The organism is Pseudomonas sp. LB3P31, assembly GCF_054897945.1.
The window spans coordinates 4,332,879-4,358,252 of sequence record NZ_CM142710.1; the positions used below are offsets into that span (position 1 = coordinate 4,332,879).

The window sequence follows — 25,374 nt, forward strand, 5'->3', positions numbered from 1 at the left end:
CTTGAGGCTTTACAGCATGAACGAATTACAAGATCTGATTGATAACAACGAACGCTGGGCCGAGGCGATCAAACAGGAAGATCCGGACTTCTTCTCCAAGCTGGCCCGTCAACAGACACCGGAGTACCTGTGGATCGGTTGCTCCGACGCCCGTGTACCGGCGAATGAAATCGTGGGCATGCTGCCTGGCGATCTGTTCGTCCATCGCAACGTGGCGAACGTGGTGCTGCACACCGACCTCAACTGCCTGTCGGTGATCCAGTACGCAGTCGACGTGCTCAAGGTTAAACACATCCTCGTCACCGGCCACTATGGCTGCGGCGGGGTGCGGGCCTCAATGCAGGATCGCCAGCTGGGCCTGATCGATGGATGGCTGCGCTCGATTCGTGACCTGTACTACGAAAAGCGCGAAGAGCTGGCCCTGCTGCCGACTGAAGAAGAGCGGGTTGACCGCCTCTGCGAACTGAACGTGGTCCAGCAAGTGGCCAACGTCGGTCACACCAGCATTGTGCAAAACGCCTGGCACCGCGGACAGAAACTGTCGATCCATGGCTGTATCTACGGCATCAAGGATGGCCGCTGGAAAAGCCTGAACGCGACCATCAGTGGTTTCGAACAGTTGCCGCCGCAGTATCGCCTGCGTCCGCTGTAACGCTCCTCGCGATTACTGCCCCTGCGCAGGTTTCGCCGCCGTCGGGGCCGAAGTCTTCAGCTGTCTGAGCTGAGATTTGATCGGCGCCGACGCACATTTGGCGACGGCCTGGTGCAGGGGCAGGTTGCGGATTGAGGTGTAGAACAGTTCGCAGGTTTTCTCCGTACGGCTGACTTGCCAGGTCTGGGTACAGCTCGTCAGTTGTGCGGCCGGATCCTTGCCGGGCGTACTGCCCATGCCGGCCTGCCAGCAGGCCGCGCTCAAATCCTGGCCCATGACTTTCAGCCCGGCGGCATCCGCCTTGGCCTGGGCATCGTTTCCTGAGTAAGCCGCAGGATTCGCTGCGTACCAGATGTAACTCGGATGATTTGCACCCAGCACTGGCACCTTTGCCCCGGCGTTCGGGTTGATCGTGGCCAGCCCCAGCACGTTGACGGTGGGTCCGTATTGCGCCTTGATCCAGTTCCGTACCGGCGCGCCAAACGCGACCATGGGTAATGCCGCGCCGCTGGCGTTGCGGCTGAGCTCTTTTACCATGGTGGTCTGGTAGTCCGTGAAGTACTGGTAGACGCCTTCCAGGTCCTTGCCCGCAGTGGCTGGCGCGGCAATCGGAGCAATGTCGATGATGGTCTGGTAGCCCGGCGTTTGCGCAGCAGGAATGCCGTTGGCGGTCAGCAGCGTGGCCCAACGATCGGTAGTGGCCGAGCGCAGGTAATCCTGGGCCTGGGTCAGCGAGTAATCCGGCGGGAAGTGCAGCAACTCAACACTTTTGCGATTGTTCAACGCCATGCCCAATGGCAGGAAAAGTGACCAGTTGTACGCCCACTTACCATCGGTGTTCAGCCGGTTGGCAGCGGACCAGGCCAGGTCCCCGGCGTCGAGCAGCGCTGCCAGGGGTTTATCATATCCGGCGGGCACTCCGCTGATTTGCGCGTAGAGCTGATCGTTATCGGTTGAGACCCGGACCTTCGCCGAGCCGTAGCCATCGCGCTGCACGCTTTGGGTCAGGTAATGCTCGACGGTTTGCTCCAGCGTCCAGTTGCGAAAGCAGATTACGCTGCAGTTGTTAGGGTAGGCGAACAGCCGCGTGACGCGTTCGGTGCTGCCTAGTTTCAGATCGACATCGGCATGGGCGGCGGCACTCAGGGTGAGTGCCGCGAGGGTCAGTCCTGCGCGTTTTAACATGCTCAGATCCTTTTTAGCGTCTGTCCCTGCAAGCAGCCGCCACACCAGGGTGGCGGCTCGGAACGAAGGCTTACAACAAACGCAGCGCCAAATGAGCCCCAGCGCGCAAGTATTCGACCTGCGCGACAACGGCATCCTTGACCAGGGCTTCACCGGTGTCGGTCAACTCGGCTTTTTTGGCATCGATAATGCTCTGTTGCAGTAACTGCATCGCCACATCCATGGCTTTCTGGAAAGCCGTCAAGTTGTTGTGATGCCCAAGCTCCTGAGTGACAGCCTCCATTCGGCGATCGGCATCATCACGCAGCACTCGGTATTCGGTGAATGAGATCCGGCCATCCTGGTAGATTTCATTGAGCATTTCTTCAAGCGATTTAGAGATAAAAGACATTGACTGAATCATCCTTGGACAGTGTGGGGAGAGGAGAAATGTTGGCACTGTCGAAGTCTACTGCAGCCCGCTGGCTGGCGATGTCAGAGGCGCCTTGTATTGATGTCAGGGGATGGTGAACCAACAAGTAGGAATAATCCCCAACCCGTTCAGTCGCCACAATGAAAGCGGGATCAGATTGGGCAAGGCTTCGGCGGCGTTGTAGATCTGCACGGCCCAGCCCAGGAATCGGGCGCACATTGCATCACGCCCGAAAGGGGAGGATGCTGCGCCGTGCCCCCTCAGGATGACCGCGTTTGAACAAGGACAGCACATTCGCTTATCAGGCCGTATACCGCTACCTGGTGGAGCTGATCGACTCGAGCCGCACGCAAGGCGAGTTGAAACTGCCGTCGTTGCGCCAATTGGCACTGCGCCTGAATGTCTCGGTATCCACCACCAAGTACGCTTATGCCTTGCTTGAAGATGAGGGCCGCGTCTATTCCCGGCCCAAGCTCGGCTATTTCTGCCAGGCGGCTGCGCTGCCGCCCCCGGCAATCGCTGGCGATTTGCTCGACAACATTTACGCCAGCGCGCGGCAGCCCGGCATGCTGGCGCTGAGTAGCGATGCGCCATCCATGTTGCTGTCCCTGGAAAACCCGCTGCTGATGACCGAGCGCGAACTGTTGCGCCAATACCCCCGCGCAACGGTGCCGTTATATCAACCCTTTGGCGAGCTCGAATTACGTACGGTATTGGCGCAGCGCTACACCCGTTCGACCGGGGATTATTGGCGGCCGGAACAGGTGTATATCGGTGCCGACCTGCGCAGTGTGCTGGACATGTCGCTCACTGCGTTGAAACTGCAGGGTAGCGTGGCGCTGGTAGAGTCGCCGTGTTCCTGGGCGATCCTGCGCCAGTTGCAGGCGGCGAACATCCGGGTGATCGAATTGCCGCTACACGTCGATGGCCGCTTCGACTTGCAACAGGTTTTCGCCCTGTTACAGCGTGAAGCCGTGGCGCTGGCGGTGTTCTCGTCAGGTGTGAGTATTCCCCACGGCAGCCAGATGCCGGCGGCCGACAAACAGCAGCTGTGCCAGTGGCTGGGCGAGCGGGGGGCATGGCTGTTCGAGAACGACAGCTATGGTGAGTTCGGATTTCTGCCTGAGCAGCCGCGGTATCGGGATTACGCCGACCCCGAACGGCTGGTGGTGTTTTCCACTTTCGACAAGGTCATCGGTGCGGAAGCGCCGTTCGGTTACGTATTGATCCGTGGGCAGGAAGCCGCGATGCAGCGCCAGTGCCTGGAGCGCGCTTTCCGCCTCTCGCCGATCCGGCAAAAAGCCCTCGCGCGCCTATACGGCTCGCGGCGGGTCGACCAGCACACCCAGGCCCTGCGCGGTCTGCTGGTGGAGCGCATGATGCAGATGAACGCGCTGCTGAACGAGCACGCCGCCGACCAGCTCAAGGTGGTGCCAGCGGTCGGTGGCGCAACGGTGTGGGCGCAATCCGTGCACCCGGTGGACATGCGGCGGGTGTGCGAGCGCCTGTTGGCCAACGGAATCGTGATTGCGCCCGGTTCGATGTTCAGCCAGCAGGGGTTGTGGCGCGATTGCCTGCGCCTGAGCTACACCGTGGACTGGAGCAAGGACATCGGTTCGGCAGTCAAGACGCTGGCCGGCGTCATCTACCAGGAGCGTCAGCTGACGCCGTAACAGTGCTGCATTTGCGGGAACTGACCGTTACGCACTTCATCGGCAAAACACTCGAACGCCTGGCTGATCAGCGCGCCTGCATCTGCGTAGGATTTGACGAAGCGCGGCACGTATTCGCCACCCAGTCCGAGGATGTCCTCGGTCACCAGTACTTGTCCGTCGCAGGCCGGTGACGCGCCGATGCCGATGGTCGGCATCACCGAGAAATCGCTGATGCGCCGGGCCAGCGGTTCGGCCACGCCTTCCAGCAATAGGCTGAACGCGCCGGCTGCAAGGTGTGCCCGCGCATCCTCCTCGATGGCGATAGCCGTGCTGTCATTCAGGCCTTGGGCCTTGAAGCCGCCCATCACGTTGACGTACTGCGGCATGAGGCCGATGTGCGCCATTACCGGAATGCCGCGTTGCACCAGGAACTCCACGGTGCTGGCCATGGCTTTGCCGCCTTCGAGCTTCAGTGCATCGCAGCCGGTGCGGGCGAGGACTTCAGCGCAATTGCGGTAAGCCTGCTGCGGGGATTCCTGATAGCTGCCGAACGGCATGTCGGCAATCACGCAGGCCAGGCGCGTACTGGTGACCACCGCGCGGGTATGGCCGATGATTTCCTCCAGGCTCATGTCCAGGGTCGAGGTGCGGCCGTAGCCGACCATGGCGGTCGAGTCGCCGACCAGCACGAAGTCGACAAACGGGTCCATCAATTCGGCCATCGAGCGGGTGTAAGCGGTCAGGGAGACGATTTTCTGTTGGCCTTTCATGCTCACCAATTGGGGCACGGTCAGGCGTCGGGTGCGGGTATGGCTGCTCATGGCGGCTTTCCTGTGGGGTTGGAAAGTGCCCGATTATTGGCGTCGCGAGGCTGAATTCAATGCACAGAAACGCGCTAAAAACCAACCCAGGGACCTGATCGGCTTGTCCACCGGCGCTTTTGCGTAGACCATGGGCGCCTTGGATTTTTGCCCGTGCCAGAGTTTTTTTCATGACTGCCCAAACCGATGTGCGCCCGGCGCCGTTCACCCGCTCGGACTACAAGACCCTCGGCCTTGCCGCCCTCGGCGGGGCGCTGGAAATCTACGACTTCATCATTTTCGTATTTTTCGCCCTGACCCTCAGCCAGCTGTTCTTCCCGCCGGAAATGCCCGAGTGGCTGCGCCTGCTGCAAAGCTTTGGGATCTTCGTCACCGGTTACCTGGCGCGGCCATTGGGCGGCATCCTGATGGCGCACTTCGCCGACCGGCTGGGACGCAAGAAGGTCTTCAGCCTGAGCATCCTGATGATGGCGCTGCCGTGCCTGCTGATCGGGATCATGCCGACCTACGCGCAGATCGGCTATTTCGCACCGTTGCTGCTGCTGGCACTGCGCATCCTGCAGGGCGCGGCAGTTGGCGGCGAAGTGCCGAGCGCCTGGGTGTTCGTCGCCGAGCACGCGCCGGCCGGGCATCGCGGTTATGCCCTGGGGTTCCTGCAGGCGGGCCTGACCTTCGGCTACCTGATCGGCGCTTTGGCGGCGACGTTCCTGGCACAGGCGTTCACCCCGGCAGAAATCCTCGATTACGCCTGGCGTTATCCCTTCCTGCTGGGCGGACTATTCGGCGTGATTGGCGTCTGGTTGCGCCGCTGGCTCAGCGAAACTCCGGTATTCATGGCGATGCAGGCCAGGCGCGAAGCGGCGGTCGAGCTGCCCCTGCGCACAGTGCTGCGTGAACATCGCCTGGCGATGGTGCCGGCGATGATCCTGACCTGCGTGCTGACCTCGGCAGTGGTGGTGTTCGTGGTCATCACCCCGACCATGATGCAGAAAACTTTCGGCATGACCGCCAGCTACACCTTCGGCCTCAGCGCCTTGGGTATCGTGTTCCTCAACATTGGTTGTGTACTCGCCGGCGTGCTGGTCGATCGCATCGGCGCCTGGCGCACAGTCATGCTGTACAGCCTGCTGCTGCCGCTGGGCATCGCGGTGCTCTACACCTGCCTGATCAATGGCGGTAGCTGGATTGGCCTGGCGTATGCCATCGCCGGTTTGTGTTGTGGCGTGGTCGGCGCGGTGCCTTCGGTGATGGTTGGGCTGTTCCCGGCGCGGATTCGTGTTTCGGGTATTTCCTTCACCTACAACATTGCCTACGCCGCTTGGGCCAGTATCACTCCGCTGCTGCTGATCGGCCTGATGCCCTGGAGTCCATGGGTCTGTGTGATTTTCAGCGCAGTCATGGGCGTAGTGGGGGTCAGCAGTGCCGCCTATTTTGGTGCGCGCATGCCGAGCGTCGGCCGATGCCCGGCGCCTGGCGCGGCGTAACTATTTTTGTAGGACAACCCTGAAACGCTCTTCAGAAAATATCCCCAAGGCCGATGGCTAGGCTGCATTTCGCTTTCTACCCCTGTCCATCGGTGCATTCCATGTTCAATAAACGCTTGAAGCAGGAGCTGTCGGCTCTTCGTGAAGAACTCTCCAGCCTTCAGCAAGTGAAGGAAAGCCTGGAAAGCGAAATGCTGGTGCTGACCCTCGATACGGACGGACGGATTCAGTCGGTCAATCAGAACTTCATCGACGAAATGCTCTACAAGGGCCAGGACCTGCGCGGTCGGCCCATCGAAGAGATGGTTCCCGCCCATGTCAAATCCGATGAATTCCACCATCGCTTCAAACTGGCGCTGCAACGTGGCGAGCACTTTGCCGGTGCCGTGCGCCTGTTGCGCGGCAATGGCGAGGAAGCGTGGCTGCGTTCAATCGTGCAGCCGGTGCGCTCGGCGGACGGGCGCATCAGGCATTACTCGATCTACTCCAGCGACCTGACCCGCACCATCGAGGCGTCCCGGGAGCACGAGAACCTGATTGGCGCCCTGGTGCGCTCGACGGCGGTGATCGAGTTTGACCTCAATGGCAACGTGCTGACCGCCAATGACCGGTTCCTCAGCGGCATGGGCTACAGCCTGGCGCAGATCAAGGGCAAACATCACCGGATGTTCTGCACACCGGATGAATCCTCCAGCGCCGCTTACCAGGGCTTCTGGCGTCGGTTGAATACCGGAGAGTTCGTCGCTGACCGGTTCAAGCGTATCGACAGTCACGGTCGTACGGTCTGGCTGGAAGCCTCCTACAACCCTGTACTCGATGCCAACAACAAACTCTACAAGGTGGTGAAGTTCGCCACCGTGATCACCGACCAGGTCAATCAGGAACAGGCAGTCGCCGAGGCGGCCAACATTGCCTACAGCACTTCCCGGCAAACCGATGACAGCGCCCAGCGCGGCAACGCCGTGGTAACCCAGGCAGTCGAGGTGATGCGCGACCTGGCCAAACACATGCAAACCGCCAGCGAGGGAATCGAAGCGCTGAACGACCAGTCGCTGGTGATCGGCACCATCGTCAAGACCATCAGCGGCATTGCCGAGCAGACCAACTTGCTGGCGCTCAACGCGGCCATCGAAGCGGCGCGTGCTGGCGAACAGGGCCGCGGCTTTGCCGTGGTGGCGGATGAGGTGCGGCAGCTGGCCTCGCGGACCAGCCAGGCCACCGATGAAATTGTCGGCGTGGTGCGCCAGAACCAGGACATGGCACGTCACGCGGTCGCCCTGATGACCGAAGGCAAACTCCAGGCGGAGCAGGGGTTGGCGCTAGCCGCAGAGGCGGGTACGGTGATTGTCGAGATCCAGGACGGCGCGCAGAAGGTGGTCGACGCGGTGGGCCAGTTCGCCAATCAATTGGCAAGCTAAGCAGGACCCAGGCGGATCCCGCTACAATCGGCTTTTTCTCCAGGAGCAGACAGCATGCACGCTTCCCATCGCCGGCCCGTTCCCTTGAACAAGGCCTACCGCCTGCTCAATCACGGGCCGACCGTACTGGTCAGCGCGGCCCACGACGGCCAGCGCAATATCATGGCGGCGGCGTGGGCCATGCCGCTGGATTTCGAACCGCCAAAAATTGCCGTGGTGCTGGACAAGTCCACCTGGACCCGACAACTGCTGGAAGCCTCGGGGACTTTCGTGCTGAACGTGCCTTGCGCCGCCCAGGCCGACATCGTCCAGACCGTGGGTTCGACCTCCGGCTTGGAAATCACCCAAGGACAGGGAAAGGACAAATTCCAGGCTTACGGCCTGCAGACCTTCAGTGGCGAAGAGGTGGCCGCGCCCATGCTCGAAGGCTGCGTCGCCTGGCTGGAGTGCCGCCTGCTGCCGGAGCCCGGCAATCATCAACAATACGACCTGTTCCTCGCCGAAGTCATCGCCGCCCAGGCCGATGATCGGGTGTTCAGCGACGGCCGCTGGCACTTCGAAGGCCAGGACACCCTGCGCACCCTGCACCACGTGGCAGGCGGGCATTTCCTGAAGATCGGTGATCCGGTGGATGGGAAGGTTCTGCCGGGTTGAATCGGGCGCCACGGCTCCCGGCACTAGTTCGATGTCGGGACAGTAGGTGAACTGTCGACCGGAAACTGCTCTGTTTCATATGCGCTAATCAGCGTAATCATGATGTTGAAAGAATTTCCTTCAGAAGTCCCTGGCACTGGTTCATCGTCGAATAGTGCTGAGATTTCCTTGATGGCGGAACGGTAGTCCTCTTCGGTATGGATCGGACGAATGTCCATGTGTTACTCCTTTTAATCCTGGACGATCTGTCGTTTCCAAAAAGTTTTGGGTAGGGACTCGACTCTACACAGTTAATGAGTCCAGTCCTGTAGGAAAACTCCACTCGTATCGACCGATCAGGATGCACTTCCCATAAAAAAGGGCCTACCACCCGGTAAGCCCTTTCACACCCCTGCAAACCGCTCAATCCCCCAGCGCTTCACCCTCGCGTCGCGGATCAGCACCGCCTGCCAACGACGCTTTCCCCTGTGCATCCTTGACCCGAACAATCGCCTGGGTGCCGCTCGTCATATCAATCTCGTTCACGCTGTGGCCCTTGTCCTTCAGCGCCTGAATCAGCGCGGGGCTGAACTGCCTCCGCTCCAGTTCCGTCGGACCATTGCGGCTGCCGAAGTTGGGCAGGTTGATGGCCGCTTGCGGGTCGAGGTTCCAGTCGAGCAGGCCGATGGTCGATTTGGCGACGTACTCGATGATCTGCGAGCCGCCCGGCGAGCCGAGAGTGGCCAGGAACTCGCCGCTCTGGCGATCGAAGATCAGCGTGGGCGCCATGGAGGAGCGGGGGCGTTTGCCCGGCTCGACGCGGTTGGCGACTTTCTGGCCGTTTTCTTCCGGGATGAACGAGAAGTCGGTCATCTGGTTATTGAGTAGGAAACCTTGCACCATCAGGTGAGAGCCGAAGGCGGATTCCACGGTGGTGGTCATGGAGACCGCACCGCCCTGGTCATCGACCGCGACCACTTGTGAGGTGGATATGCGCAGCGGCGAACGGTCTGGCGCGTAGGCCACCTGGATGCCCGGTGGTGTACCAGGTTCGGCCGTGTCCATGCTGCGCTCGCCAATCAGCGCCGCGCGGCTTGCAAGGTAATGCGGGTCCAGCAGACCCTGGACCGGCACTGGCACGAAGTCGGCATCGGCGACGTATTGCGCACGGTCGGCGTAGGCCAGGCGCTCTGCCTCGGAAATCAGGTGCACGGCTTCAGGAGTCGGTTCGATGCCTGCTGGAGCGGAGCTTTCACGGGGTTTCATCGGCGCCAGGGCCAAGCGCGGATCGCGGGTTTCCAGGGCCTCGAGTGTGCCGAGGATCTGCGCGATCGCGATGCCTCCCGATGATGGTGGTGGCATCCCGCACACCTGCCAGCGCTTGTAGTCGGTGCACAGCGGCTCGCGCTCTTTTGCCTGGTAGCCTTGCAGATCATTCAGCGACAAGCTCCCCGGGTTAGCATGCCTTTGCACCTTGGCCACGATTTCCTCGGCGACGGCCCCTTTGTACAAGGCATCCGGACCCTCCTTGGCAATGCGTTTGAACGCTGCGGCCAGCGGCTGATTCTTCAGCAGCGTGCCGGCCGCTTTCGGGCTGCCGTCGGCATTCAGGAAGTAAGCCATCATGTCGGGTGAACGCCTCATGGAGGAGTCCGCAGCGATCAGTTGATGCAACCGGGGGGAAATCGCAAAGCCCTGTTCCGCGAGCTTGATGGCGGGCTCAAATAGCTTCGCCCAAGGCAGGCGTCCGTGTTTGTGATGCGCCAGTTCGAGCGCTCGCAGCACCCCAGGTGTGCCCACCGAACGACCGCCAATCTGCGCCTGGGTGAACGGCATCGGTTTGCCGTTGGCTTGCAGGAACAGTTTTTCGCTGGCACCGGCGGGGGCGGTTTCGCGACCGTCATATGTGCGGACTTTCTTGCCATCCCACAACACAATCAGTGCGCCTCCGCCGATGCCTGAAGACTGCGGCTCGACCAGGGTCAGCACCGCCTGCATCGCAATGGCCGCGTCGATGGCCGAACCACCCTGGCGCAACATCTCCCGCCCGGCCTCGGCGGCGAGCGGATTCGCCGCAGCGGCCATGTGTTTGCTGGCGTAGCGGGTCTGCAGATCACTGCGATAGCCCGAGGCGTTTTCCGGCGCAACGGGCAGCGTTGAAGTCGGCGGGGCATTGCAGGCGACCAGCGTCAGCGCAGAGGCAACCAGCGACAGCGCGCAAAGGCGGTAGCGACTCAAGTGGAAAGGAGGGGACACGTTAGGCACTCCGTCCGTGGCAAAAGATTCGGCGACTGTATCGGCCGACTCCCTGTGAAGCAAACCCGTGCAGCAGGCAGGCACTTTTTCGCAGGCATAAAAAAACGGCCTACCTCGCGGTAAGCCGTTTTTAGTACTTGGTGGCTACACAGGGACTTGAACCCCGGACCCCAGCATTATGAATGCTATGCTCTAACCAACTGAGCTATGTAGCCAAGTGGCGCGCATTATTCACCGGTAACGGGGATGCGTCAAGCGTAAATTTAAAATATTTCTCTACGCTTTCAACCGCTTATCCACTTGGCGCGATAAATCGTGGCCGCAGAGGGGGCTGTCAGGGTGTAAATCTGCCTGTTTGGCTTTGGGCAGGGCAGAAGATCAGGTGGTGCCGCAGCATCATTCTTGTAAGCAGATGTCGTTAGCAGGCTAAGGGGATGGCGCTGGCGCACCGAAAAATGGCACATTGACGTACCTGCCCGTTTGCACCCACCCGTTGTTCGGAAACTCTCATGGCTATCAGCAATGCCCAGACCGGCGCCGCGCCGGCATCAGCGACTTCTCAAAGCAGCCCTCTGGTCATGCGCATCATCGGCGCGGTGGCGCTGGCGCATCTGATCAACGACCTGATCCAATCAGTCCTGCCTTCGATCTATCCGATGCTCAAGGCCAATTACGGCCTGACCTTTACCCAGGTCGGCCTGATTACCCTGACCTTCCAGCTGACGGCCTCGCTGCTGCAACCCTGGGTTGGCTACCACACGGATCGCCATCCCAAGCCATGGCTGCTGCCTGCCGGCACCGTGTGCACCTTGATCGGCATCCTGATGATGTCGGTGGTCGGCAGCTTCCCTATGATCCTGCTGGCGGCCGGACTGATCGGCATCGGCTCTTCGACTTTTCACCCGGAGGCGTCCCGCGTAGCACGACTGGCGTCGGGCGGGCGATTCGGGTTGGCGCAGTCGACCTTTCAGGTCGGCGGCAATGCGGGCTCGGCGTTCGGTCCATTGCTCGCTGCGGCCATCATTATTCCGTTCGGTCAGGGCCATGTTGCCTGGTTTGGCCTGTTCGCGGTGTTTGCACTGTTTGTGCTCTATCGGATCAGTCGCTGGTACGCCAATCACCTGAGCCTGTTCAAGCTCAAGCAAGGCCAGGCGGCGACCCATGGCCTGTCCAAGGGGCGAGTGATCAGCGCACTGGTGGTACTCGGGCTGCTGGTGTTTTCCAAGTACTTCTACATGTCCAGCCTCACCAGCTATTACACCTTCTACCTGATCGAAAAGTTCGACCTCTCGGTGGCCAGTTCGCAGCTGCATCTGTTTCTGTTCCTTGGCGCAGTAGCGGCGGGGACCTTCTTTGGCGGACCGATCGGCGACAAGATTGGACGCAAGGCCGTGATCTGGTTCTCGATCCTCGGCGTTGCGCCGTTCACTTTGCTCCTGCCGCACGTTGACCTGTTCTGGACCAGCGTCCTGAGCGTAGTCATCGGATTTATCCTGGCCTCGGCGTTCTCCGCCATCGTGGTGTACGCCCAGGAACTGGTGCCGGGCAATGTCGGAATGATCGCGGGGGTGTTTTTTGGCCTGATGTTCGGTTTTGGCGGGATTGGCGCGGCGCTGCTGGGGTATCTGGCGGATGCGCACGGGATTGAGTACGTGTACTACCTGTGCTCGTTCCTGCCGTTGCTGGGTGTGCTGGCGATCTTCCTGCCGAGAACCAAAAAAGCCTGAAGATCAAAAGATCGCAGCCTTCGGCAGCTCCTACAGGTGCACCTAGATCCCCTGTAGGAGCTGCCGAAGGCTGCGATCTTTTGACAGTTTCTCAGGCACAAAAAAGCCGCGCATTTGCGCGGCTTTTTCTTGGGTGCGAGTCTTACACGTTAAAACGGAAGTGCATCACGTCGCCGTCTTTAACGATGTAATCCTTGCCTTCCAGACGCCATTTTCCGGCTTCCTTGGCACCGGCTTCACCCTTGTACTGGATGAAGTCGTCGTAGGCGATCACTTCGGCGCGGATGAAGCCTTTTTCGAAGTCGGTGTGGATCACGCCAGCGGCTTGTGGTGCGGTGGCACCGACGCGGACGGTCCAGGCGCGGACTTCTTCGACACCAGCGGTGAAGTAGGTCTGCAGGTGCAGCATTTCGTAGCCGGCGCGGATTACCCGGTTCAGGCCGGGCTCTTCGAGACCCAGGGCTTCGAGGAACATGTCTTTCTCTTCGCCGTCATCCAGCTCGGCGATTTCGGCTTCGATCTTGTTGCAGACCGGAACCACCATGGCGCCTTCTTCTTCGGCGATGGCCTTGACGATGTCCAGCAGCGGGTTGTTCTCGAAACCGTCTTCAGCGACGTTGGCGATGTACATGACCGGCTTGGTGGTCAGCAGGTGGAAGCCACGGATCACGGCCTTGTCGTCGGCGCCCATGGTCTTCATCAGGGTACGTGCAGGCTTGCCCAGGGTGAAGTGAGCGATCAATTGCTCAAGCAGTGCCTTCTGAACCACAGCATCCTTGTCGCCGCCCTTGGCGTTGCGCGCGACTTTCTGCAGTTGCTTTTCGCAGCTGTCGAGGTCGGCGAAGATCAGTTCCAGGTCGATGATCTCGATGTCGCGTTTCGGGTCGACGCTGTTGGAGACGTGAATCACGTTCTCGTCTTCGAAGCAGCGGACCACGTGAGCGATGGCATCGGTTTCACGGATGTTGGCCAGGAACTTGTTGCCCAGGCCTTCACCTTTCGACGCGCCGGCAACCAGGCCCGCGATGTCGACGAATTCCATAGTGGTCGGGAGGATGCGCTTCGGATTGACGATGGCAGCCAGGGCTTCCAGGCGCGCATCCGGCATCGGCACGATACCGGTGTTCGGTTCGATGGTGCAGAAGGGGAAGTTCTCGGCCGCGATCCCGGATTTGGTCAGGGCGTTGAACAGGGTGGACTTGCCGACGTTAGGCAGGCCGACGATGCCGCAATTGAATCCCATGGTGTTTCCCCTTCGGGTAAAAGTCAGGCCTTCTGGCTGTGCAGGTTTTTCATCGCGCGGTTCCATTCACCGGCGAGGATATCCGGCAGCACGCCGAGGGCAAAGTCGATGCTGGCATCGAGTTTTTCCTGTTCGGCGCGTGGCGCACGACCCAGGACGAAATTTGAAACCATACTGGCTACGCCCGGGTGGCCAATGCCAAGCCGCAAGCGGTAGAAGGTATTCTGATTGCCCAGTTGCGCAATGATGTCGCGCAACCCGTTGTGACCGCCATGGCCGCCGCCCAGTTTGAGTTTGGCAACGCCCGGAGGCAGGTCGAGTTCGTCATGCGCCACCAGGATTTCTTCGGGCTTGATGCGGAAGAATCCTGCGAGTGCCGCGACGGCCTGGCCGCTGCGGTTCATGTAGGTGGTGGGAATCAGCAGGCGAACATCCTGACCCTGACGCGAAAAGCGCCCGGTCAGGCCGAAATATTTGCGATCCGCCACAAGGTTGACGCCTTGTGCGTTCGCGATGCGCTCAACAAAAAGGGCCCCTGCGTTATGCCGGGTCTGTTCGTATTCAGCGCCTGGATTACCCAGGCCAACGATCAGTTTTATGGCGGTCACGATAGGGGCCCTTCCTTGGAGTGGTGGTTAACATCGCCGCAATCAGTGTGTGCGGCGAAAGTGGACGACAAGTGCTCATTTACCATTATGTAAACTCCGCGTTCTCGCCCGCTTTCTCGCTACGTACTAGTCCGCGATGTTACCGGTCACTCCGGCGAACAGAGTGAAATTACTCTGCAGCGCCTTCTTCAGCAGCTTCTTCTGGAGCAACACGTGGAGCGTGAACGTTGGCCACAGCCTTGTCGTCACCATGTGCCAGAGCAACAAACTCAACGCCTTTAGGGGCTTTGAGGTCGGACAGGTGAATGATCGAGCCGATTTCAGCGTTCGACAGGTCGACTTCGATGAACTCAGGCAGATCTTTCGGCAGGCAGTTCACTTCGATTTCCGAAGTGACGTGCGAAACTTCGCCGCCTTTCTTGATCGGAGCTTCTTCGCCAACGAAGTGTACAGGCACGATAGCGGTCAGTTTCTGGCCAGCTACAACGCGTACGAAGTCAGCATGCAGCACGTGGCCTTTGGCCGGGTGGCGCTGCAGAGCTTTGATGATTACGTTTTGCTTGGTGCCGCCAACGTTCAGCTCGATGATGTGGCTGTAGGCCGCATCGTTTTCGAGCAGTTTGGCAACTTCTTTAGCCAGCATGCTGATGGATTCAGGGGCTTTTTCGCCACCGTAAACTACAGCTGGTACCAGGCTTGCGAGACGACGCAGGCGGCGGCTCGCACCTTTCCCCAGGTCGGAACGCACTTCAGCATTCAGGGTAAAATCGTTCATGTTGTATCTCCAAAATAACCACATTCGCCCCAGCGTTTGCGACCAGCGCTAAAGGCGATATGGGCAAAAAAGCCCCGCCCCGACAGGAATGCCGGGGCGGGGCGCTTTTCGTCAACGAGACATTCGAGAAGGGCAGGGCCCTTAACGGAACATCGCGCTGATCGATTCTTCATTGCTGATGCGGCGGACCGCTTCGGCAACTACCGGCGCGATATCCAGTTGACGGATACGCGAGCAGGCTTGAGCAGCAGCGGACAGCGGGATGGTGTTGGTCACCACCAGTTCGTCCAGCATGGAATTTTCAATGTTTTCGATCGCCCGACCGGACAGCACAGGGTGTGTGCAGTAGGCGAAAACCTTGGCAGCGCCATGCTCTTTCAGGGCCTTGGCCGCGTGGCACAGAGTGCCGGCGGTATCGACCATGTCATCGACCAGAATACAGGTACGCCCTTCGACATCACCGATGATATGCATCACTTCAGAGTGATTGGCTTTCTCACGGCGTTTGTCGATGATCCCGAGATCCACGCCCAGAGATTTGGCAACAGCACGTGCACGCACGACGCCACCAATGTCCGGGGATACGATCATCAGGTTTTCGAAGCGCTGATCTTCAATGTCATCCACCAGAACCGGGGAGCCGTAGATGTTATCTACCGGAATATCGAAGAAACCCTGGATCTGGTCAGCATGCAAATCAACCGTGAGAACACGATCGATGCCGACTACGGTAAGCATGTCAGCAACGACTTTCGCGCTGATAGCCACACGTGCGGAACGCGGACGGCGATCCTGACGGGCATAACCAAAGTAAGGAATAACAGCAGTGATACGAGTAGCCGAGGAGCGGCGGAAGGCATCAGCCATCACTACCAGTTCCATCAGGTTATCGTTGGTCGGAGCGCAAGTCGGCTGAATAATGAAGACATCTTTACCGCGGACGTTTTCATTGATCTCGGCTGTAATTTCGCCGTCGGAAAACTTGCCGACAGAGATGTCACCGAGAGGGATATGCAGCTGACGTACAACACGCCGAGCCAGATCGGGGTTGGCGTTCCCCGTAAAGACCATCATCTTGGACACGCGCAGTACCTAGAGGCTGAGGGTAACCTGGATGAGTATAGGAAAATGGCAGGGGCGGCTGGATTCGAACCAACGCATGGCAGGATCAAAACCTGCTGCCTTACCGCTTGGCGACGCCCCTGTATCTGTTGCAACGAGTACCCAGTACTCGATTCCTTTTAGAGCAGACTTTGCAGCTTGCGATGCAACATCGAAACGTTGCTTCCCTTTGCGACAAACCCTGTAAGGGTCTCTGTAAGAAGGGCCGAGACTTTATCAGCTTCAGCTTTGCTTGGGAAGCCCCCAAACACACAACTTCCAGTTCCGGTGAGTTTTGCTTCGGTAAATTTACCTAACAAATTCAATGCGTTATTAACATCTGGATAACGCCTTGCTACCACCGGTAAGCAGTCATTTCGACTGTTTCCCTTGGGAACGGGGCGCACTTTAATGGGAGGAGTGTTACGTGTCAACAGCGGATCTGAAAAAATTTCTGCTGTACTTACAGATACTTGCGGTACCAGTACGAGATACCACGGTTCTTCGGGGTCTACAGGGGTCAGTTTCTCACCCACGCCCTCGGCAAAAGCCGCATGTCCACGCACGAAAACCGGGACGTCAGCGCCCAGGGTCAGGCCCAGTGAAGCCAGGCGATCTTCATCCCAGCCGAGCTGCCAAAGGTGGTTCAGGCCGAGCAGGGTGGTCGCCGCATTCGAGCTGCCGCCTCCGATCCCGCCGCCCATGGGCAGGATCTTGTCGATCCAGATGTCGATACCCAGTGAGCAACCGGACTGCTCCTGAAGTTTTCTCGCGGCGCGAACAATCAGGTTGCTGTCGTGCGGCACGCCGGGAAATTCCGTGTGCAGACGGATTACCCCGTCTTCGCGCACGGCAAAAGTGATTTCATCACCGTAATCCAGGAACTGAAAAATAGTCTGCAGCTCGTGGTAACCGTCTTCACGACGGCCGAGGATGTGCAGCATCAGGTTGAGCTTGGCTGGCGAGGGCAGGGTCAGGCGCGGAGCAGTCATGTTCACTGCCCCAGTTTGCGTGGTTGCCATTCCTTGATCACCAGCGTGACGTCAAGGTCGGTGCCATGCAGCTTGATCCGGTCAGGCAGCCAGTAGCCGTTCTGTTCGGCATAGCTCAAATACTCAACCTGCCAGCCATCCTGATCGAGACTCGCCAGGCGGCTGTCGGCATCCAGTGTCAGGCGGCTTTTGCTGTCCGGGGCGGGAAGCCCGCGCACCCACCATGCGAGGTTGGATACCGGCAGCTTCCAGCCAAGTTGTTCTTCGAGGAGGATTTCCGGGTTCGGTGCGTCGTAACGACCCTGGTTGGCAACTTCCAGCGAGACCTTGCCCGGGCGGCCGGTCAGGCGGGCAGCGCCACGACCCAGGGGGCCGGACAGGCGAATGTCGTAGTAATCCTGGCGTTGTAGCCAGAACAGGGTGCCGCTGCCGGAATCTTTCGGCGCGCGAATGCCGATCTTGCCGTTGATCTGCCAACCGTCCAGGCCTGTCAGCTGCTGTTTATGCTCGCGCCACTGGCCCGGGTCGCCTTTGCCCTGGACTGATTCGCGAGCGCCGAAGCCCGCGCAACCGGCGAGCAGGGCGATGAAACTGAATACGATGAAATGGCGCAAAAACATAATCTTAAAGAGTCTCTGATCCGGTCAGGCGCTTGATGGTGCCGCGCAGTATTGGGCTGTCGGGTTGTTCCTTGAGGAACTTGCCCCAGATTTGCTTCGCTTCGCGTTGTTTGCCATTGGCCCACAGGACTTCGCCCAGGTGCGCGGCGACTTCCTGATCGGGAAAACGCTCCAGGGCCTTGCGCAGGTAGCGCTCGGCCTCGTCGAGATTACCCAGGCGGAAATTCACCCAGCCGAGGCTGTCGAGAACCGCCGGGTCTTCCGGATTGATCTGGTGCGCCTGTTCGATCAGGGCCTTGGCTTCGGCGTAGCGTGTCGTACGGTCAGACAAGGTGTAGCCGAGGGCGTTCAAGGCCATCGCATTGTCCGGGTCGCGCTTGATGATCAGGCGCAGGTCCTTCTCCATTTGCGCCAGGTCATTGCGTTTTTCCGCCTGCATGGCGCGGGTGTACAGCAGGTTCAGATCGTCCGGATACTGCTGCAAGGCTTTTTCCAGCACGGTCCAGCCCTTGTCCTGCTGCTTGTTGGCAGACAGGGTTTCGGCTTCGATCAGATACAGCTGAATTGCGTAATCGGGTTGCTCGTCCCGTTGCGTCGCCAGGCGACTCTGGGCCTCGGCGGTTTTGCCGTTGTCCATCAGGATATCGGCCTGGCGCAGTTGCGCCGGCAGGTAATCATTGCCCGGCCCCACCTGTGCGTACTCGGCCAGCGCACCTTGCGGATCGTTGCGCTCTTCAGCGATACGCCCCAGGTTCAGGTGTGCCGAGTCGACGTGGCTGTCCCGGGCGATCAAGTCTTCCAGGTAGCCCTTGGCTTCTTCCCAGGCCTTGGCTTCCAGGCAAACCAGCGCAAGGGAATAACGCAGCTCGTCATCCTCAGGGTACTGCTGGACCAGGCTGGAGAACTCGACCTTGGCGTCGTCCATGCGGTCCTGTTCAACCAGCATGCGCGCGTAGGTCAGGCGCAGGCGTTTGTCGTCCGGGTACTGCTTGATGCTTTTGCGCAGCAGCGGCAGGGCTTCATCGCCACGATCAAGCGCCTGCAGCAGGCGCGCGCGCAGCAGGATCGGGGCAATTTCGCCATCTTCCGGCGGATGATCTTCCAGCAGCGCCAATGCGCCCTTGGCATCGCCGTCCTGTTGCAGCAACAGCGCCTTGCCAAAAATCAGCTGGCTGTTCTCTGGATGGCGTTGCAACAAGCGGTCAAAACTTTGCATCAAGCCGTTGCGTGTGTCCTGGTCGGTGTCGGCCGCAGACAGGGCGAGGAAGTCGAAGTGTGTGTCGCCTTTGCCTTGCAGGACTTTCTCCATATAGACCATGGAGTCGTCATACCGCCCGGCACGCGCCAGTTGTACGGCTGCTGCCCGTTGCGCCTCGAGATCGTCCGGAGCGTTTTTCGCCCAGATGAGCGCGGTGTCCAGGGCTGCCTGATCGGCGCCCAGGTACTCGGCGATACGGAATGCCCGCTCGGAAATTCCCGGATCCTGGGTGTTGATGGCCTGGGTCACGTAGTTGTCCAGCGCAATGTCGAAACGATTGCGCTGGCCAGCCAGCTCCGCGCTCAACAGGCTGAAGATGGTTTCTTCGCTGAATGAGCTGTAGACCTTGGGCTTTTCAGGGGCTGGAGTGCTGTCTTCGACCGGCGACGAATCGTCCGGCGAAACGGGGGCCATGGCCTGGCAGCCGCTGAGGAAGACAAAAGCAAGGAGCAACGCGGAGGATCTATTCATATAGGAAGAGGACGACTAACCTGCGGTCGGATCATCATGACACAAGCCTTCGGCCAAACATAACCGGCCCGGCAATTTACCCGTACGTTCAATATTCGTAGGAGCTGCCGCAGGCTCGGGCCGCGATCGGACGATCTTTTGATCTGCTGTCATAAAAGCAAAGATCGTCCGATCGCGGCCCGAGCCTTCGGCAGCTCCTACAACGAGAACCGATCTCAATCCGCGGTGTCGCCTACAAGCCCAATAGATATCGAGTAGTTGTTCTGAATCTGTCGAAGTAGGACAATTGCCGGCTTCACGTCACTATCAGCGACCTTGAATGGCCTTCCTCGCACTCGGTATCAATCACAAGACTGCTTCAGTAGACGTCCGCGAGCGCGTGGCCTTTACCCCTGAGCAGCTGGTTGAGGCGTTGCAGCAGCTCTGCCGACTGACCGACAGCCGCGAAGCTGCGATCCTCTCCACCTGCAATCGCAGTGAACTCTATATAGAACAGGATCACCTTTCATCCGACGTTGTGCTGCGCTGGCTGGCCGATTATCACCATTTGAGCCTCGAAGAGCTGCGCGCGAGCAGTTATGTGCACGAAGATGATGCGGCAGTTCGTCACATGATGCGAGTCGCCTCCGGGCTCGATTCGCTGGTGTTGGGTGAGCCGCAGATTCTCGGCCAGATGAAATCGGCCTACGCCGTGGCCCGGGAGGCCGGCACCATCGGGCCGTTACTTGGGCGGTTGTTCCAGGCCACCTTCAATGCGGCCAAGCAAGTGCGCACCGACACTGCCATTGGCGAAAACCCGGTGTCCGTGGCATTTGCCGCGGTCAGCCTGGCGAAACAGATCTTCAGCGACTTGCAACGCAGCCAGGCCTTGCTGATCGGCGCCGGCGAAACCATCACCCTGGTCGCCCGTCATTTGCATGAGCTGGGGGTCAAGCGCATCGTGGTCGCCAACCGCACGCTGGAGCGCGCGAGCATCCTCGCCGAGCAGTTCGGCGCCCATGCAGTGCTGCTGTCGGACATCCCGGCCGAACTGGTGCGCAGTGACATCGTCATCAGTTCCACTGCCAGCCAGTTGCCGATCCTCGGCAAGGGTGCGGTGGAAAGCGCCTTGAAGCTGCGCAAACACAAGCCGATCTTCATGGTGGACATCGCTGTTCCACGGGATATCGAGCCGGAAGTCGGAGAACTCGACGACGTCTACCTGTATAGCGTCGACGACCTTCACGAAGTGGTCGCCGAAAACCTCAAGAGTCGTCAGGGCGCGGCGCAAGCGGCGGAAGAGATGGTCTCGATCGGCGCCGAAGACTTCATGGTGCGCCTGCGAGAGCTGGCGGCGGTGGACGTGCTCAAGGCCTACCGCCAGCAAAGCGAACGCCTGCGCGACGAAGAACTGCACAAGGCCCAGCGCATGCTGGCCAACGGCAGTAGCGCCGAAGACGTATTGATTCAACTGGCGCGCGGCCTGACCAACAAACTCCTGCACGCCCCGAGCGTGCAGTTGAAAAAGCTTTCTGCCGAAGGCCGCCTTGATGCGCTGGCCATGGCCCAGGAACTCTTTGCCCTCGGTGAGGGCTCATCGGATAGCTTTTCGGATAAGAAACCGCAATGAAAGCTTCACTGCTTAATAAGCTGGACATCCTCCAGGACCGTTTCGAAGAACTGACCGCCTTGCTGGGCGACGGCGAAGTCATTTCCGACCAGACTAAATTCCGCACCTATTCCAAGGAATACGCGGAAGTCGAACCGATCGTGCAAACCTATAAACAGTTGCTCAAGGTTCAGAGTGATCTTGAAGGCGCTCAGGCGCTCCTCAAGGACAGCGACCCGGACATGCGCGAGATGGCCGTGGAAGAAGTCCGCGAAGCCAAAGAGCAACTGCTCGAAATCGAAGCCAGCCTGCAGCGCATGTTGTTGCCCAAGGACCCGAACGACGGACGCAACGTGTTCCTCGAAATCCGTGCCGGTACCGGCGGTGACGAGGCGGCGATTTTCTCCGGCGACCTGTTCCGCATGTATTCGCGCTACGCCGAGCGGCGTGGCTGGCGAGTGGAGATTCTCTCGGAGAACATCGGCGAACACGGCGGCTATAAAGAAGTCATCGCCCGGGTCGAAGGTGACAACGTCTACGGCAAGCTCAAGTTCGAATCCGGTGTGCATCGCGTGCAGCGGGTTCCCGCCACTGAATCCCAGGGCCGGATTCACACCTCGGCCTGCACGGTTGCGGTATTGCCCGAGCCGGACGAACAGGAAGCGATCGAGATCAACCCGGCGGACCTGCGAGTCGATACCTATCGCTCCTCCGGCGCCGGCGGCCAGCACGTCAACAAGACTGACTCGGCCATTCGCATCACGCACTTGCCGTCGGGCATCGTGGTCGAGTGCCAGGAAGAACGTTCCCAGCACAAGAACCGTGCGCGCGCCATGTCCTGGCTGTCGGCCAAGCTGAACGACCAGCAGACCAGCGCCGCCGCCAATGCCATCGCCAGCGAGCGCAAGCTGCTGGTAGGCTCGGGCGATCGCTCCGAGCGAATTCGCACCTACAACTTTGCCCAGGGCCGGGTCACCGACCACCGGGTCAACCTGACGCTGTACTCCCTGGATGAAATCCTCACCGGGGGCGTCGATGCGGTGATCGAGCCGTTGCTGGCCGAATACCAGGCTGACCAATTGGCAGCGATAGGTGAGTAAATGACGATCATTGCCAGTTTGTTACGCGCCGCCGATCTACCGGACTCGCCTACCGCGCGCCTGGACGCCGAGCTGTTGCTGGCCGCAGCACTGGGCAAGTCGCGAAGCTTTTTACACACCTGGCCGGAGCGCATCGTGCCCAGTGACGCGGCGCTGAAGTTTGCCGGATATCTGCAGCGTCGGCGCGGTGGCGAGCCAGTGGCCTACATCCTGGGCCAGCAGGGGTTCTGGAAACTCGACCTGGAAGTGGCCCCACATACCCTGATCCCGCGCCCGGACACTGAGCTGCTGGTGGAGGCCGCGCTGGAACTGTTGCCAGCTTTACCTGCCAAGGTCCTCGACCTGGGCACCGGCAGCGGCGCCATCGCCCTGGCCTTGGCGAGCGAGCGTCCGATGTGGCAAGTCACCGCGGTGGATCGCGTGCAGGAAGCCGTCGCGCTTGCCGAGCGCAATCGCCAGCGCCTGCACCTGAACAACGCCACTGTGCTGAGCAGCCACTGGTTCAGCGCGCTGGAAGGCCAGCGCTTCGAGTTGATCATCAGCAACCCGCCGTACATCGCCAGCGCCGATCCGCACCTGGCCGAGGGTGACGTGCGCTTCGAACCCGCCAGCGCGTTGGTCGCCGGCATCGATGGGCTCGACGACCTGCGCCTGATCGTCGACCAGGCGCCAGACCATCTCGATGCCGGCGGCTGGCTGATGCTCGAACACGGCTACGATCAGGCTGTCGCCGTGCGTGATTTGCTGCTGAACCGTGGTTTTGAACAAGTCCACAGTCGCACGGACCTGGGCGGCCACGAACGTATCAGCCTGGGATGCCTGCCGTGCTGAATGATCAGGAGCTGTTGCGCTACAGCCGGCAGATCCTGCTACAGCACGTTGACATAGACGGCCAGCTGCGGCTCAAGTCCAGCCGTGTATTGATCGTCGGTCTTGGCGGCCTTGGCTCGCCGGTGGCCCTGTATCTGGCGGCTGCGGGTGTTGGCGAACTGCACCTGGCGGACTTCGACACGGTCGACCTGACCAACCTGCAGCGGCAGATCATTCACGACACCGACAGCGTCGGCGTGAGCAAGGTCGACTCGGCGATGCGCCGACTGAGCGCGATCAATCCTGAAGTCCAACTGATCGCCCATCGCACCGCGCTGGACCAGGATTCCCTGGCGGCTGCCGTTGCGGCGGTGGATCTGGTACTCGACTGCTCGGACAATTTTTCCACCCGCGAAGCGGTCAATGCGGCCTGCGTGATCGCCGGCAAACCCCTGGTCAGTGGCGCCGCCATTCGCCTCGAAGGGCAATTGTCGGTGTTCGACCCGCGTCGCCCCGAGAGCCCCTGCTACCACTGTTTGTACGGCCACGGCAGCGAAGCCGAACTGACCTGCAGTGAGGCTGGAGTGATCGGTCCGTTGGTAGGCCTGGTCGGCAGCCTGCAAGCGCTTGAAGCGCTCAAGCTGTTGGCGGGGTTTGGCGAGCCGCTGGTAGGACGCCTGTTACTGATCGATGCCCTGGGCACGCGCTTTCGCGAGCTGCGGGTCAAGCGCGATCCGGGTTGCGCAGTCTGCGGTGCTGCCCGTGCGTGAGGCGCCCATCGGCGTGTTCGACTCCGGAGTCGGCGGGCTTTCGGTGCTGGCCGAGATCCAGCGTTTATTGCCCGGCGAGTCTTTGTTGTACGTCGCCGATTGCGGCAATGTGCCCTACGGCGAGAAGACCCCGGAGTTTATCCGCCAGCGCTGCAGCGTGATGGCTGAGTTTTTCCAGCAGCAGGGTGCCAAGGCGCTGGTGCTGGCGTGCAATACCGCAACGGTGGCGGGCGTGGCCGATTTGCGCCGCGATTATCCGCACTGGCCCATCGTCGGCATGGAGCCTGCGGTGAAGCCCGCGGCGGCAGCCACTCGCAGTGGTGTGGTCGGGGTACTCGCCACGACCGGCACATTACAAAGTGCCAAGTTCGCCGCCTTGCTCGACCGCTTCGCCACTGATGTGCGGGTGATTACCCAGCCATGCCCTGGCCTGGTGGAGCTGATCGAAAACGGCGACCTGCATAGCCCCGACCTGTGCAAGTTACTGCACGGCTACGTCCAACCCCTGCTGGATGCGGGTTGCGACACGATCATTCTCGGCTGCACCCACTATCCCTTCCTCAAGCCTCTGCTCAGGCAGATGATCCCCGAACACATCAGCCTCATCGATACGGGTGCTGCAGTAGCGCGCCAGCTTCAGCGTCTGTTGGCGGAACGTGAGCTGCTCGCCGAAGGCCCGTCGCGGGCCGCGCAATTCTGGACCAGTGCCGATCCGGAACATTTCAGCAATATCTTGCCATTACTCTGGAGTTCTTCCGGAGTTGTGCGTAGTTTCGACTTGTAAAAAAAATGTGAAATGTACCGAAGTAGTCTGAACTTCTGACTATGCGCTGCCTTCTACAGCTGTGATTGTTAGCTACACCAAAAAACCATACGAATTCGTTCGGAAAAGGATGTTTCTAGTGAAGCGACTATTCTGCTTGGCCGCGATTGCGGCCGCACTAATGGGGCACAGTTTTAACGCACAGGCGGCAGGCGTGGAGTTCGGAGTCGGGGCCACGAGCGATTCAACCATGACTTATCGGTTGGGCATGCAGTTTGATTGGGACAAGAGCTGGTGGCGGACCGACACGGGTCGTCTGACCGGTTTCTGGAGCGGCGCCTATACCCACTGGGAAGGCGACAAGACTTCCAGCAACAACAGCCTGTCGTTCGCGCCAGTGTTCGTTTACGAGTTTGCCGGCGAGAACGTCAAGCCATACATTGAGGCCGGGGTGGGTGTCGCGTTCTTCTCCAACACTCAGCTTGAAGACAACAATATCGGCCAGTCCTTCCAGTTTGAAGACCGGCTCGGTTTTGGCCTGCGCTTCGCGGGCGGGCACGAAGTTGGAATCCGTGCGACGCACTATTCCAACGCCGGCCTGAGCAGCAGCAACGATGGCGTAGAAAGCTACGCCCTGCATTACACGATGCCGTTGTAACACCGGGAAAACTCCTGTGGGACCGGGCTATGCCGGGTTCCACATGGATCTGTTTTCAACGATACGCCGTGGTAATTCCCTGGCGTTCCTCGATGCACTCCGGTGCCCCCATCTCGAACTCCCGGCAGATCAGCGGACGTTTTTCGTAGATCGTGCACATCATGCTGTTGCGATCCAGCGCGGCGCACCAGCCGTCATCCAGACGCAGCATGACTTCCCCACCCCAATCATCGGTGTCGATAAAACGCTCGGGCACGCCCGTGTCGGTAATCAGCATGACTTCGAGCTGACAGCAGCAGGCTGCACAGGTCGAGCAGGTGACTGCAGGCTCGGAAATTGGCGTGAGGGGAATGGTTTTCATGGCGCGCAGTGTA

Annotated in this window: 24 protein-coding genes, 2 tRNA genes and 3 pseudogenes; 13 read left to right on the top strand and 16 right to left on the bottom strand. The window is 60.0% G+C overall.

The window, feature by feature from the left end:
• Positions 1-16 precede the first annotated feature (16 nt).
• A complete protein-coding gene (gene can / locus ACYZTK_RS19710) occupies positions 17-652 on the top strand; it encodes a carbonate dehydratase (protein WP_462011362.1) in 636 nt (211 codons plus the stop codon).
• Between the two features lie 12 nt (positions 653-664).
• On the opposite strand, the gene ACYZTK_RS19715 is transcribed toward can, so the two are convergent.
• The 3 genes from ACYZTK_RS19715 to ACYZTK_RS19725 all read right to left on the bottom strand — a co-directional run bounded on the left by ACYZTK_RS19715 (position 665) and on the right by ACYZTK_RS19725 (position 2,468).
• Positions 665-1,837, bottom strand: a complete 1,173-nt coding sequence (locus ACYZTK_RS19715; protein ID WP_462011363.1) for a hypothetical protein — start codon at positions 1,835-1,837, stop codon at positions 665-667.
• Positions 1,838-1,907: 70 nt separating this feature from the next.
• Positions 1,908-2,228, bottom strand: coding sequence for a hypothetical protein (locus ACYZTK_RS19720; RefSeq protein WP_462011364.1), 321 nt, complete (start codon positions 2,226-2,228; stop codon positions 1,908-1,910).
• A 105-nt stretch (positions 2,229-2,333) separates the two neighbouring features.
• Positions 2,334-2,468, bottom strand: a complete 135-nt coding sequence (locus tag ACYZTK_RS19725) for a hypothetical protein (protein ID WP_462011365.1) — start codon at positions 2,466-2,468, stop codon at positions 2,334-2,336.
• Between the two features lie 56 nt (positions 2,469-2,524).
• Here ACYZTK_RS19725 and ACYZTK_RS19730 point away from each other — a divergent pair, with 56 nt between their 5' ends.
• A complete protein-coding gene (locus tag ACYZTK_RS19730; RefSeq protein ID WP_462011366.1) occupies positions 2,525-3,922 on the top strand; it encodes an aminotransferase-like domain-containing protein in 1,398 nt (465 codons plus the stop codon).
• Here ACYZTK_RS19730 and panB read toward each other — a convergent pair.
• The gene (panB, locus tag ACYZTK_RS19735) at positions 3,907-4,725 is read right to left on the bottom strand and encodes a 3-methyl-2-oxobutanoate hydroxymethyltransferase (RefSeq protein ID WP_462011367.1); all 819 of its coding nucleotides are present in this window, start codon (positions 4,723-4,725) and stop codon (positions 3,907-3,909) included. The two genes, ACYZTK_RS19730 and panB, sit on opposite strands and share 16 nt — an antisense overlap.
• Positions 4,726-4,895: 170 nt before the next feature.
• Between panB and ACYZTK_RS19740 the strand changes: the two genes are divergently transcribed.
• The 4 genes and pseudogenes from ACYZTK_RS19740 to ACYZTK_RS19755 all read left to right on the top strand — a co-directional run bounded on the left by ACYZTK_RS19740 (position 4,896) and on the right by ACYZTK_RS19755 (position 8,281).
• Positions 4,896-6,209: an MFS transporter gene (locus tag ACYZTK_RS19740; protein ID WP_462011368.1), complete on the top strand. Its 1,314-nt coding sequence runs from the start codon at positions 4,896-4,898 to the stop codon at positions 6,207-6,209.
• Positions 6,210-6,400: 191 nt separating this feature from the next.
• Positions 6,401-7,039, top strand: a pseudogene (locus tag ACYZTK_RS19745) (PAS domain-containing protein); the annotation flags it as partial.
• Between the two features lie 153 nt (positions 7,040-7,192).
• Positions 7,193-7,627, top strand: a pseudogene (locus ACYZTK_RS19750) (methyl-accepting chemotaxis protein); the annotation flags it as partial.
• A 54-nt stretch (positions 7,628-7,681) separates the two neighbouring features.
• A complete protein-coding gene (locus tag ACYZTK_RS19755) occupies positions 7,682-8,281 on the top strand; it encodes a flavin reductase family protein (protein WP_462011369.1) in 600 nt (199 codons plus the stop codon).
• Positions 8,282-8,334: 53 nt separating this feature from the next.
• Here ACYZTK_RS19755 and ACYZTK_RS19760 read toward each other — a convergent pair.
• The 3 genes and pseudogenes from ACYZTK_RS19760 to ACYZTK_RS19770 form a co-directional block, all read right to left on the bottom strand.
• A pseudogene (locus ACYZTK_RS19760) lies at positions 8,335-8,499 on the bottom strand (transcriptional regulator); the annotation flags it as partial.
• Positions 8,500-8,683: 184 nt separating this feature from the next.
• Positions 8,684-10,516 (bottom strand): gamma-glutamyltransferase, encoded by a 1,833-nt coding sequence (gene ggt, locus ACYZTK_RS19765; RefSeq protein ID WP_462011370.1) that lies wholly within the window; start codon positions 10,514-10,516, stop codon positions 8,684-8,686.
• A 138-nt stretch (positions 10,517-10,654) separates the two neighbouring features.
• Positions 10,655-10,731: transfer RNA gene (locus tag ACYZTK_RS19770), tRNA-Met, on the bottom strand.
• A gap of 294 nt (positions 10,732-11,025) precedes the next feature.
• Between ACYZTK_RS19770 and ACYZTK_RS19775 the strand changes: the two genes are divergently transcribed.
• Positions 11,026-12,243, top strand: a complete 1,218-nt coding sequence (locus ACYZTK_RS19775) for an MFS transporter (RefSeq protein ID WP_462011371.1) — start codon at positions 11,026-11,028, stop codon at positions 12,241-12,243.
• 142 nt (positions 12,244-12,385) lie between these two features.
• Here ACYZTK_RS19775 and ychF read toward each other — a convergent pair whose 3' ends face one another.
• The 8 genes from ychF to ACYZTK_RS19815 all read right to left on the bottom strand — a co-directional run bounded on the left by ychF (position 12,386) and on the right by ACYZTK_RS19815 (position 19,311).
• Positions 12,386-13,486, bottom strand: coding sequence for a redox-regulated ATPase YchF (ychF, locus tag ACYZTK_RS19780; protein WP_462011372.1), 1,101 nt, complete (start codon positions 13,484-13,486; stop codon positions 12,386-12,388).
• Positions 13,487-13,509: 23 nt separating this feature from the next.
• Entirely contained in the window at positions 13,510-14,094 is a 585-nt protein-coding gene (gene pth, locus ACYZTK_RS19785; protein WP_462011373.1) for an aminoacyl-tRNA hydrolase, read from the bottom strand.
• A gap of 169 nt (positions 14,095-14,263) precedes the next feature.
• Positions 14,264-14,869, bottom strand: coding sequence for a 50S ribosomal protein L25/general stress protein Ctc (locus ACYZTK_RS19790; protein ID WP_462011374.1), 606 nt, complete (start codon positions 14,867-14,869; stop codon positions 14,264-14,266).
• Between the two features lie 141 nt (positions 14,870-15,010).
• Positions 15,011-15,952: a ribose-phosphate pyrophosphokinase gene (locus ACYZTK_RS19795; RefSeq protein ID WP_003208392.1), complete on the bottom strand. Its 942-nt coding sequence runs from the start codon at positions 15,950-15,952 to the stop codon at positions 15,011-15,013.
• Between the two features lie 46 nt (positions 15,953-15,998).
• Positions 15,999-16,073: transfer RNA gene (locus ACYZTK_RS19800), tRNA-Gln, on the bottom strand.
• A gap of 37 nt (positions 16,074-16,110) precedes the next feature.
• Entirely contained in the window at positions 16,111-16,962 is an 852-nt protein-coding gene (gene ispE / locus ACYZTK_RS19805; protein ID WP_462011375.1) for a 4-(cytidine 5'-diphospho)-2-C-methyl-D-erythritol kinase, read from the bottom strand.
• 2 nt (positions 16,963-16,964) lie between these two features.
• The gene (gene lolB / locus ACYZTK_RS19810) at positions 16,965-17,582 is read right to left on the bottom strand and encodes a lipoprotein insertase outer membrane protein LolB (protein WP_462011376.1); all 618 of its coding nucleotides are present in this window, start codon (positions 17,580-17,582) and stop codon (positions 16,965-16,967) included.
• Positions 17,583-17,586: 4 nt separating this feature from the next.
• Positions 17,587-19,311 (bottom strand): tetratricopeptide repeat protein, encoded by a 1,725-nt coding sequence (locus tag ACYZTK_RS19815; protein ID WP_462011377.1) that lies wholly within the window; start codon positions 19,309-19,311, stop codon positions 17,587-17,589.
• A gap of 319 nt (positions 19,312-19,630) precedes the next feature.
• Here ACYZTK_RS19815 and hemA point away from each other — a divergent pair, with 319 nt between their 5' ends.
• The 6 genes from hemA to ACYZTK_RS19845 all read left to right on the top strand — a co-directional run bounded on the left by hemA (position 19,631) and on the right by ACYZTK_RS19845 (position 25,000).
• Positions 19,631-20,920, top strand: a complete 1,290-nt coding sequence (gene hemA / locus ACYZTK_RS19820) for a glutamyl-tRNA reductase (RefSeq protein ID WP_462011378.1) — start codon at positions 19,631-19,633, stop codon at positions 20,918-20,920.
• The gene (prfA, locus tag ACYZTK_RS19825) at positions 20,917-21,999 is read left to right on the top strand and encodes a peptide chain release factor 1 (RefSeq protein WP_462011379.1); all 1,083 of its coding nucleotides are present in this window, start codon (positions 20,917-20,919) and stop codon (positions 21,997-21,999) included. The genes hemA and prfA overlap by 4 nt, the downstream gene beginning before the upstream one ends.
• Positions 22,000-22,830 (top strand): peptide chain release factor N(5)-glutamine methyltransferase, encoded by an 831-nt coding sequence (gene prmC, locus ACYZTK_RS19830; protein WP_462011380.1) that lies wholly within the window; start codon positions 22,000-22,002, stop codon positions 22,828-22,830.
• A complete protein-coding gene (locus ACYZTK_RS19835; RefSeq protein ID WP_462011381.1) occupies positions 22,824-23,579 on the top strand; it encodes a molybdopterin-synthase adenylyltransferase MoeB in 756 nt (251 codons plus the stop codon). Before prmC ends, ACYZTK_RS19835 begins: the two co-directional genes overlap by 7 nt.
• A complete protein-coding gene (gene murI / locus ACYZTK_RS19840) occupies positions 23,572-24,363 on the top strand; it encodes a glutamate racemase (protein WP_462011382.1) in 792 nt (263 codons plus the stop codon). Before ACYZTK_RS19835 ends, murI begins: the two co-directional genes overlap by 8 nt.
• A 118-nt stretch (positions 24,364-24,481) precedes the next feature.
• Positions 24,482-25,000 (top strand): acyloxyacyl hydrolase, encoded by a 519-nt coding sequence (locus tag ACYZTK_RS19845; protein WP_462011383.1) that lies wholly within the window; start codon positions 24,482-24,484, stop codon positions 24,998-25,000.
• A 55-nt stretch (positions 25,001-25,055) separates the two neighbouring features.
• On the opposite strand, the gene ACYZTK_RS19850 is transcribed toward ACYZTK_RS19845, so the two are convergent.
• The gene (locus ACYZTK_RS19850; protein WP_462011384.1) at positions 25,056-25,361 is read right to left on the bottom strand and encodes a YkgJ family cysteine cluster protein; all 306 of its coding nucleotides are present in this window, start codon (positions 25,359-25,361) and stop codon (positions 25,056-25,058) included.
• Positions 25,362-25,374 lie beyond the last annotated feature (13 nt).

Bases quoted from the DNA above. Each gene is read 5' to 3' on its own strand.
- ACYZTK_RS19740 (WP_462011368.1), top strand. From the start codon at position 4,896: ATGACTGCCCAAACCGATGTGCGCCCGGCGCCGTTCACCCGCTCGGAC.
- ACYZTK_RS19790 (WP_462011374.1), bottom strand. From the start codon at position 14,869: ATGAACGATTTTACCCTGAATGCTGAAGTGCGTTCCGACCTGGGGAAA.
- ACYZTK_RS19850 (WP_462011384.1), bottom strand. From the start codon at position 25,361: ATGAAAACCATTCCCCTCACGCCAATTTCCGAGCCTGCAGTCACCTGC.
- ispE (WP_462011375.1), bottom strand. From the start codon at position 16,962: ATGACTGCTCCGCGCCTGACCCTGCCCTCGCCAGCCAAGCTCAACCTG.
- lolB (WP_462011376.1), bottom strand. From the start codon at position 17,582: ATGTTTTTGCGCCATTTCATCGTATTCAGTTTCATCGCCCTGCTCGCC.
- prfA (WP_462011379.1), top strand. From the start codon at position 20,917: ATGAAAGCTTCACTGCTTAATAAGCTGGACATCCTCCAGGACCGTTTC.
- panB (WP_462011367.1), bottom strand. From the start codon at position 4,725: ATGAGCAGCCATACCCGCACCCGACGCCTGACCGTGCCCCAATTGGTG.
- ACYZTK_RS19715 (WP_462011363.1), bottom strand. From the start codon at position 1,837: ATGTTAAAACGCGCAGGACTGACCCTCGCGGCACTCACCCTGAGTGCC.
- ACYZTK_RS19725 (WP_462011365.1), bottom strand. From the start codon at position 2,468: ATGTGCGCCCGATTCCTGGGCTGGGCCGTGCAGATCTACAACGCCGCC.
- ychF (WP_462011372.1), bottom strand. From the start codon at position 13,486: ATGGGATTCAATTGCGGCATCGTCGGCCTGCCTAACGTCGGCAAGTCC.
- can (WP_462011362.1), top strand. From the start codon at position 17: ATGAACGAATTACAAGATCTGATTGATAACAACGAACGCTGGGCCGAG.
- ACYZTK_RS19755 (WP_462011369.1), top strand. From the start codon at position 7,682: ATGCACGCTTCCCATCGCCGGCCCGTTCCCTTGAACAAGGCCTACCGC.
- ACYZTK_RS19720 (WP_462011364.1), bottom strand. From the start codon at position 2,228: ATGTCTTTTATCTCTAAATCGCTTGAAGAAATGCTCAATGAAATCTAC.
- ACYZTK_RS19815 (WP_462011377.1), bottom strand. From the start codon at position 19,311: ATGAATAGATCCTCCGCGTTGCTCCTTGCTTTTGTCTTCCTCAGCGGC.
- prmC (WP_462011380.1), top strand. From the start codon at position 22,000: ATGACGATCATTGCCAGTTTGTTACGCGCCGCCGATCTACCGGACTCG.
- hemA (WP_462011378.1), top strand. From the start codon at position 19,631: ATGGCCTTCCTCGCACTCGGTATCAATCACAAGACTGCTTCAGTAGAC.
- ACYZTK_RS19775 (WP_462011371.1), top strand. From the start codon at position 11,026: ATGGCTATCAGCAATGCCCAGACCGGCGCCGCGCCGGCATCAGCGACT.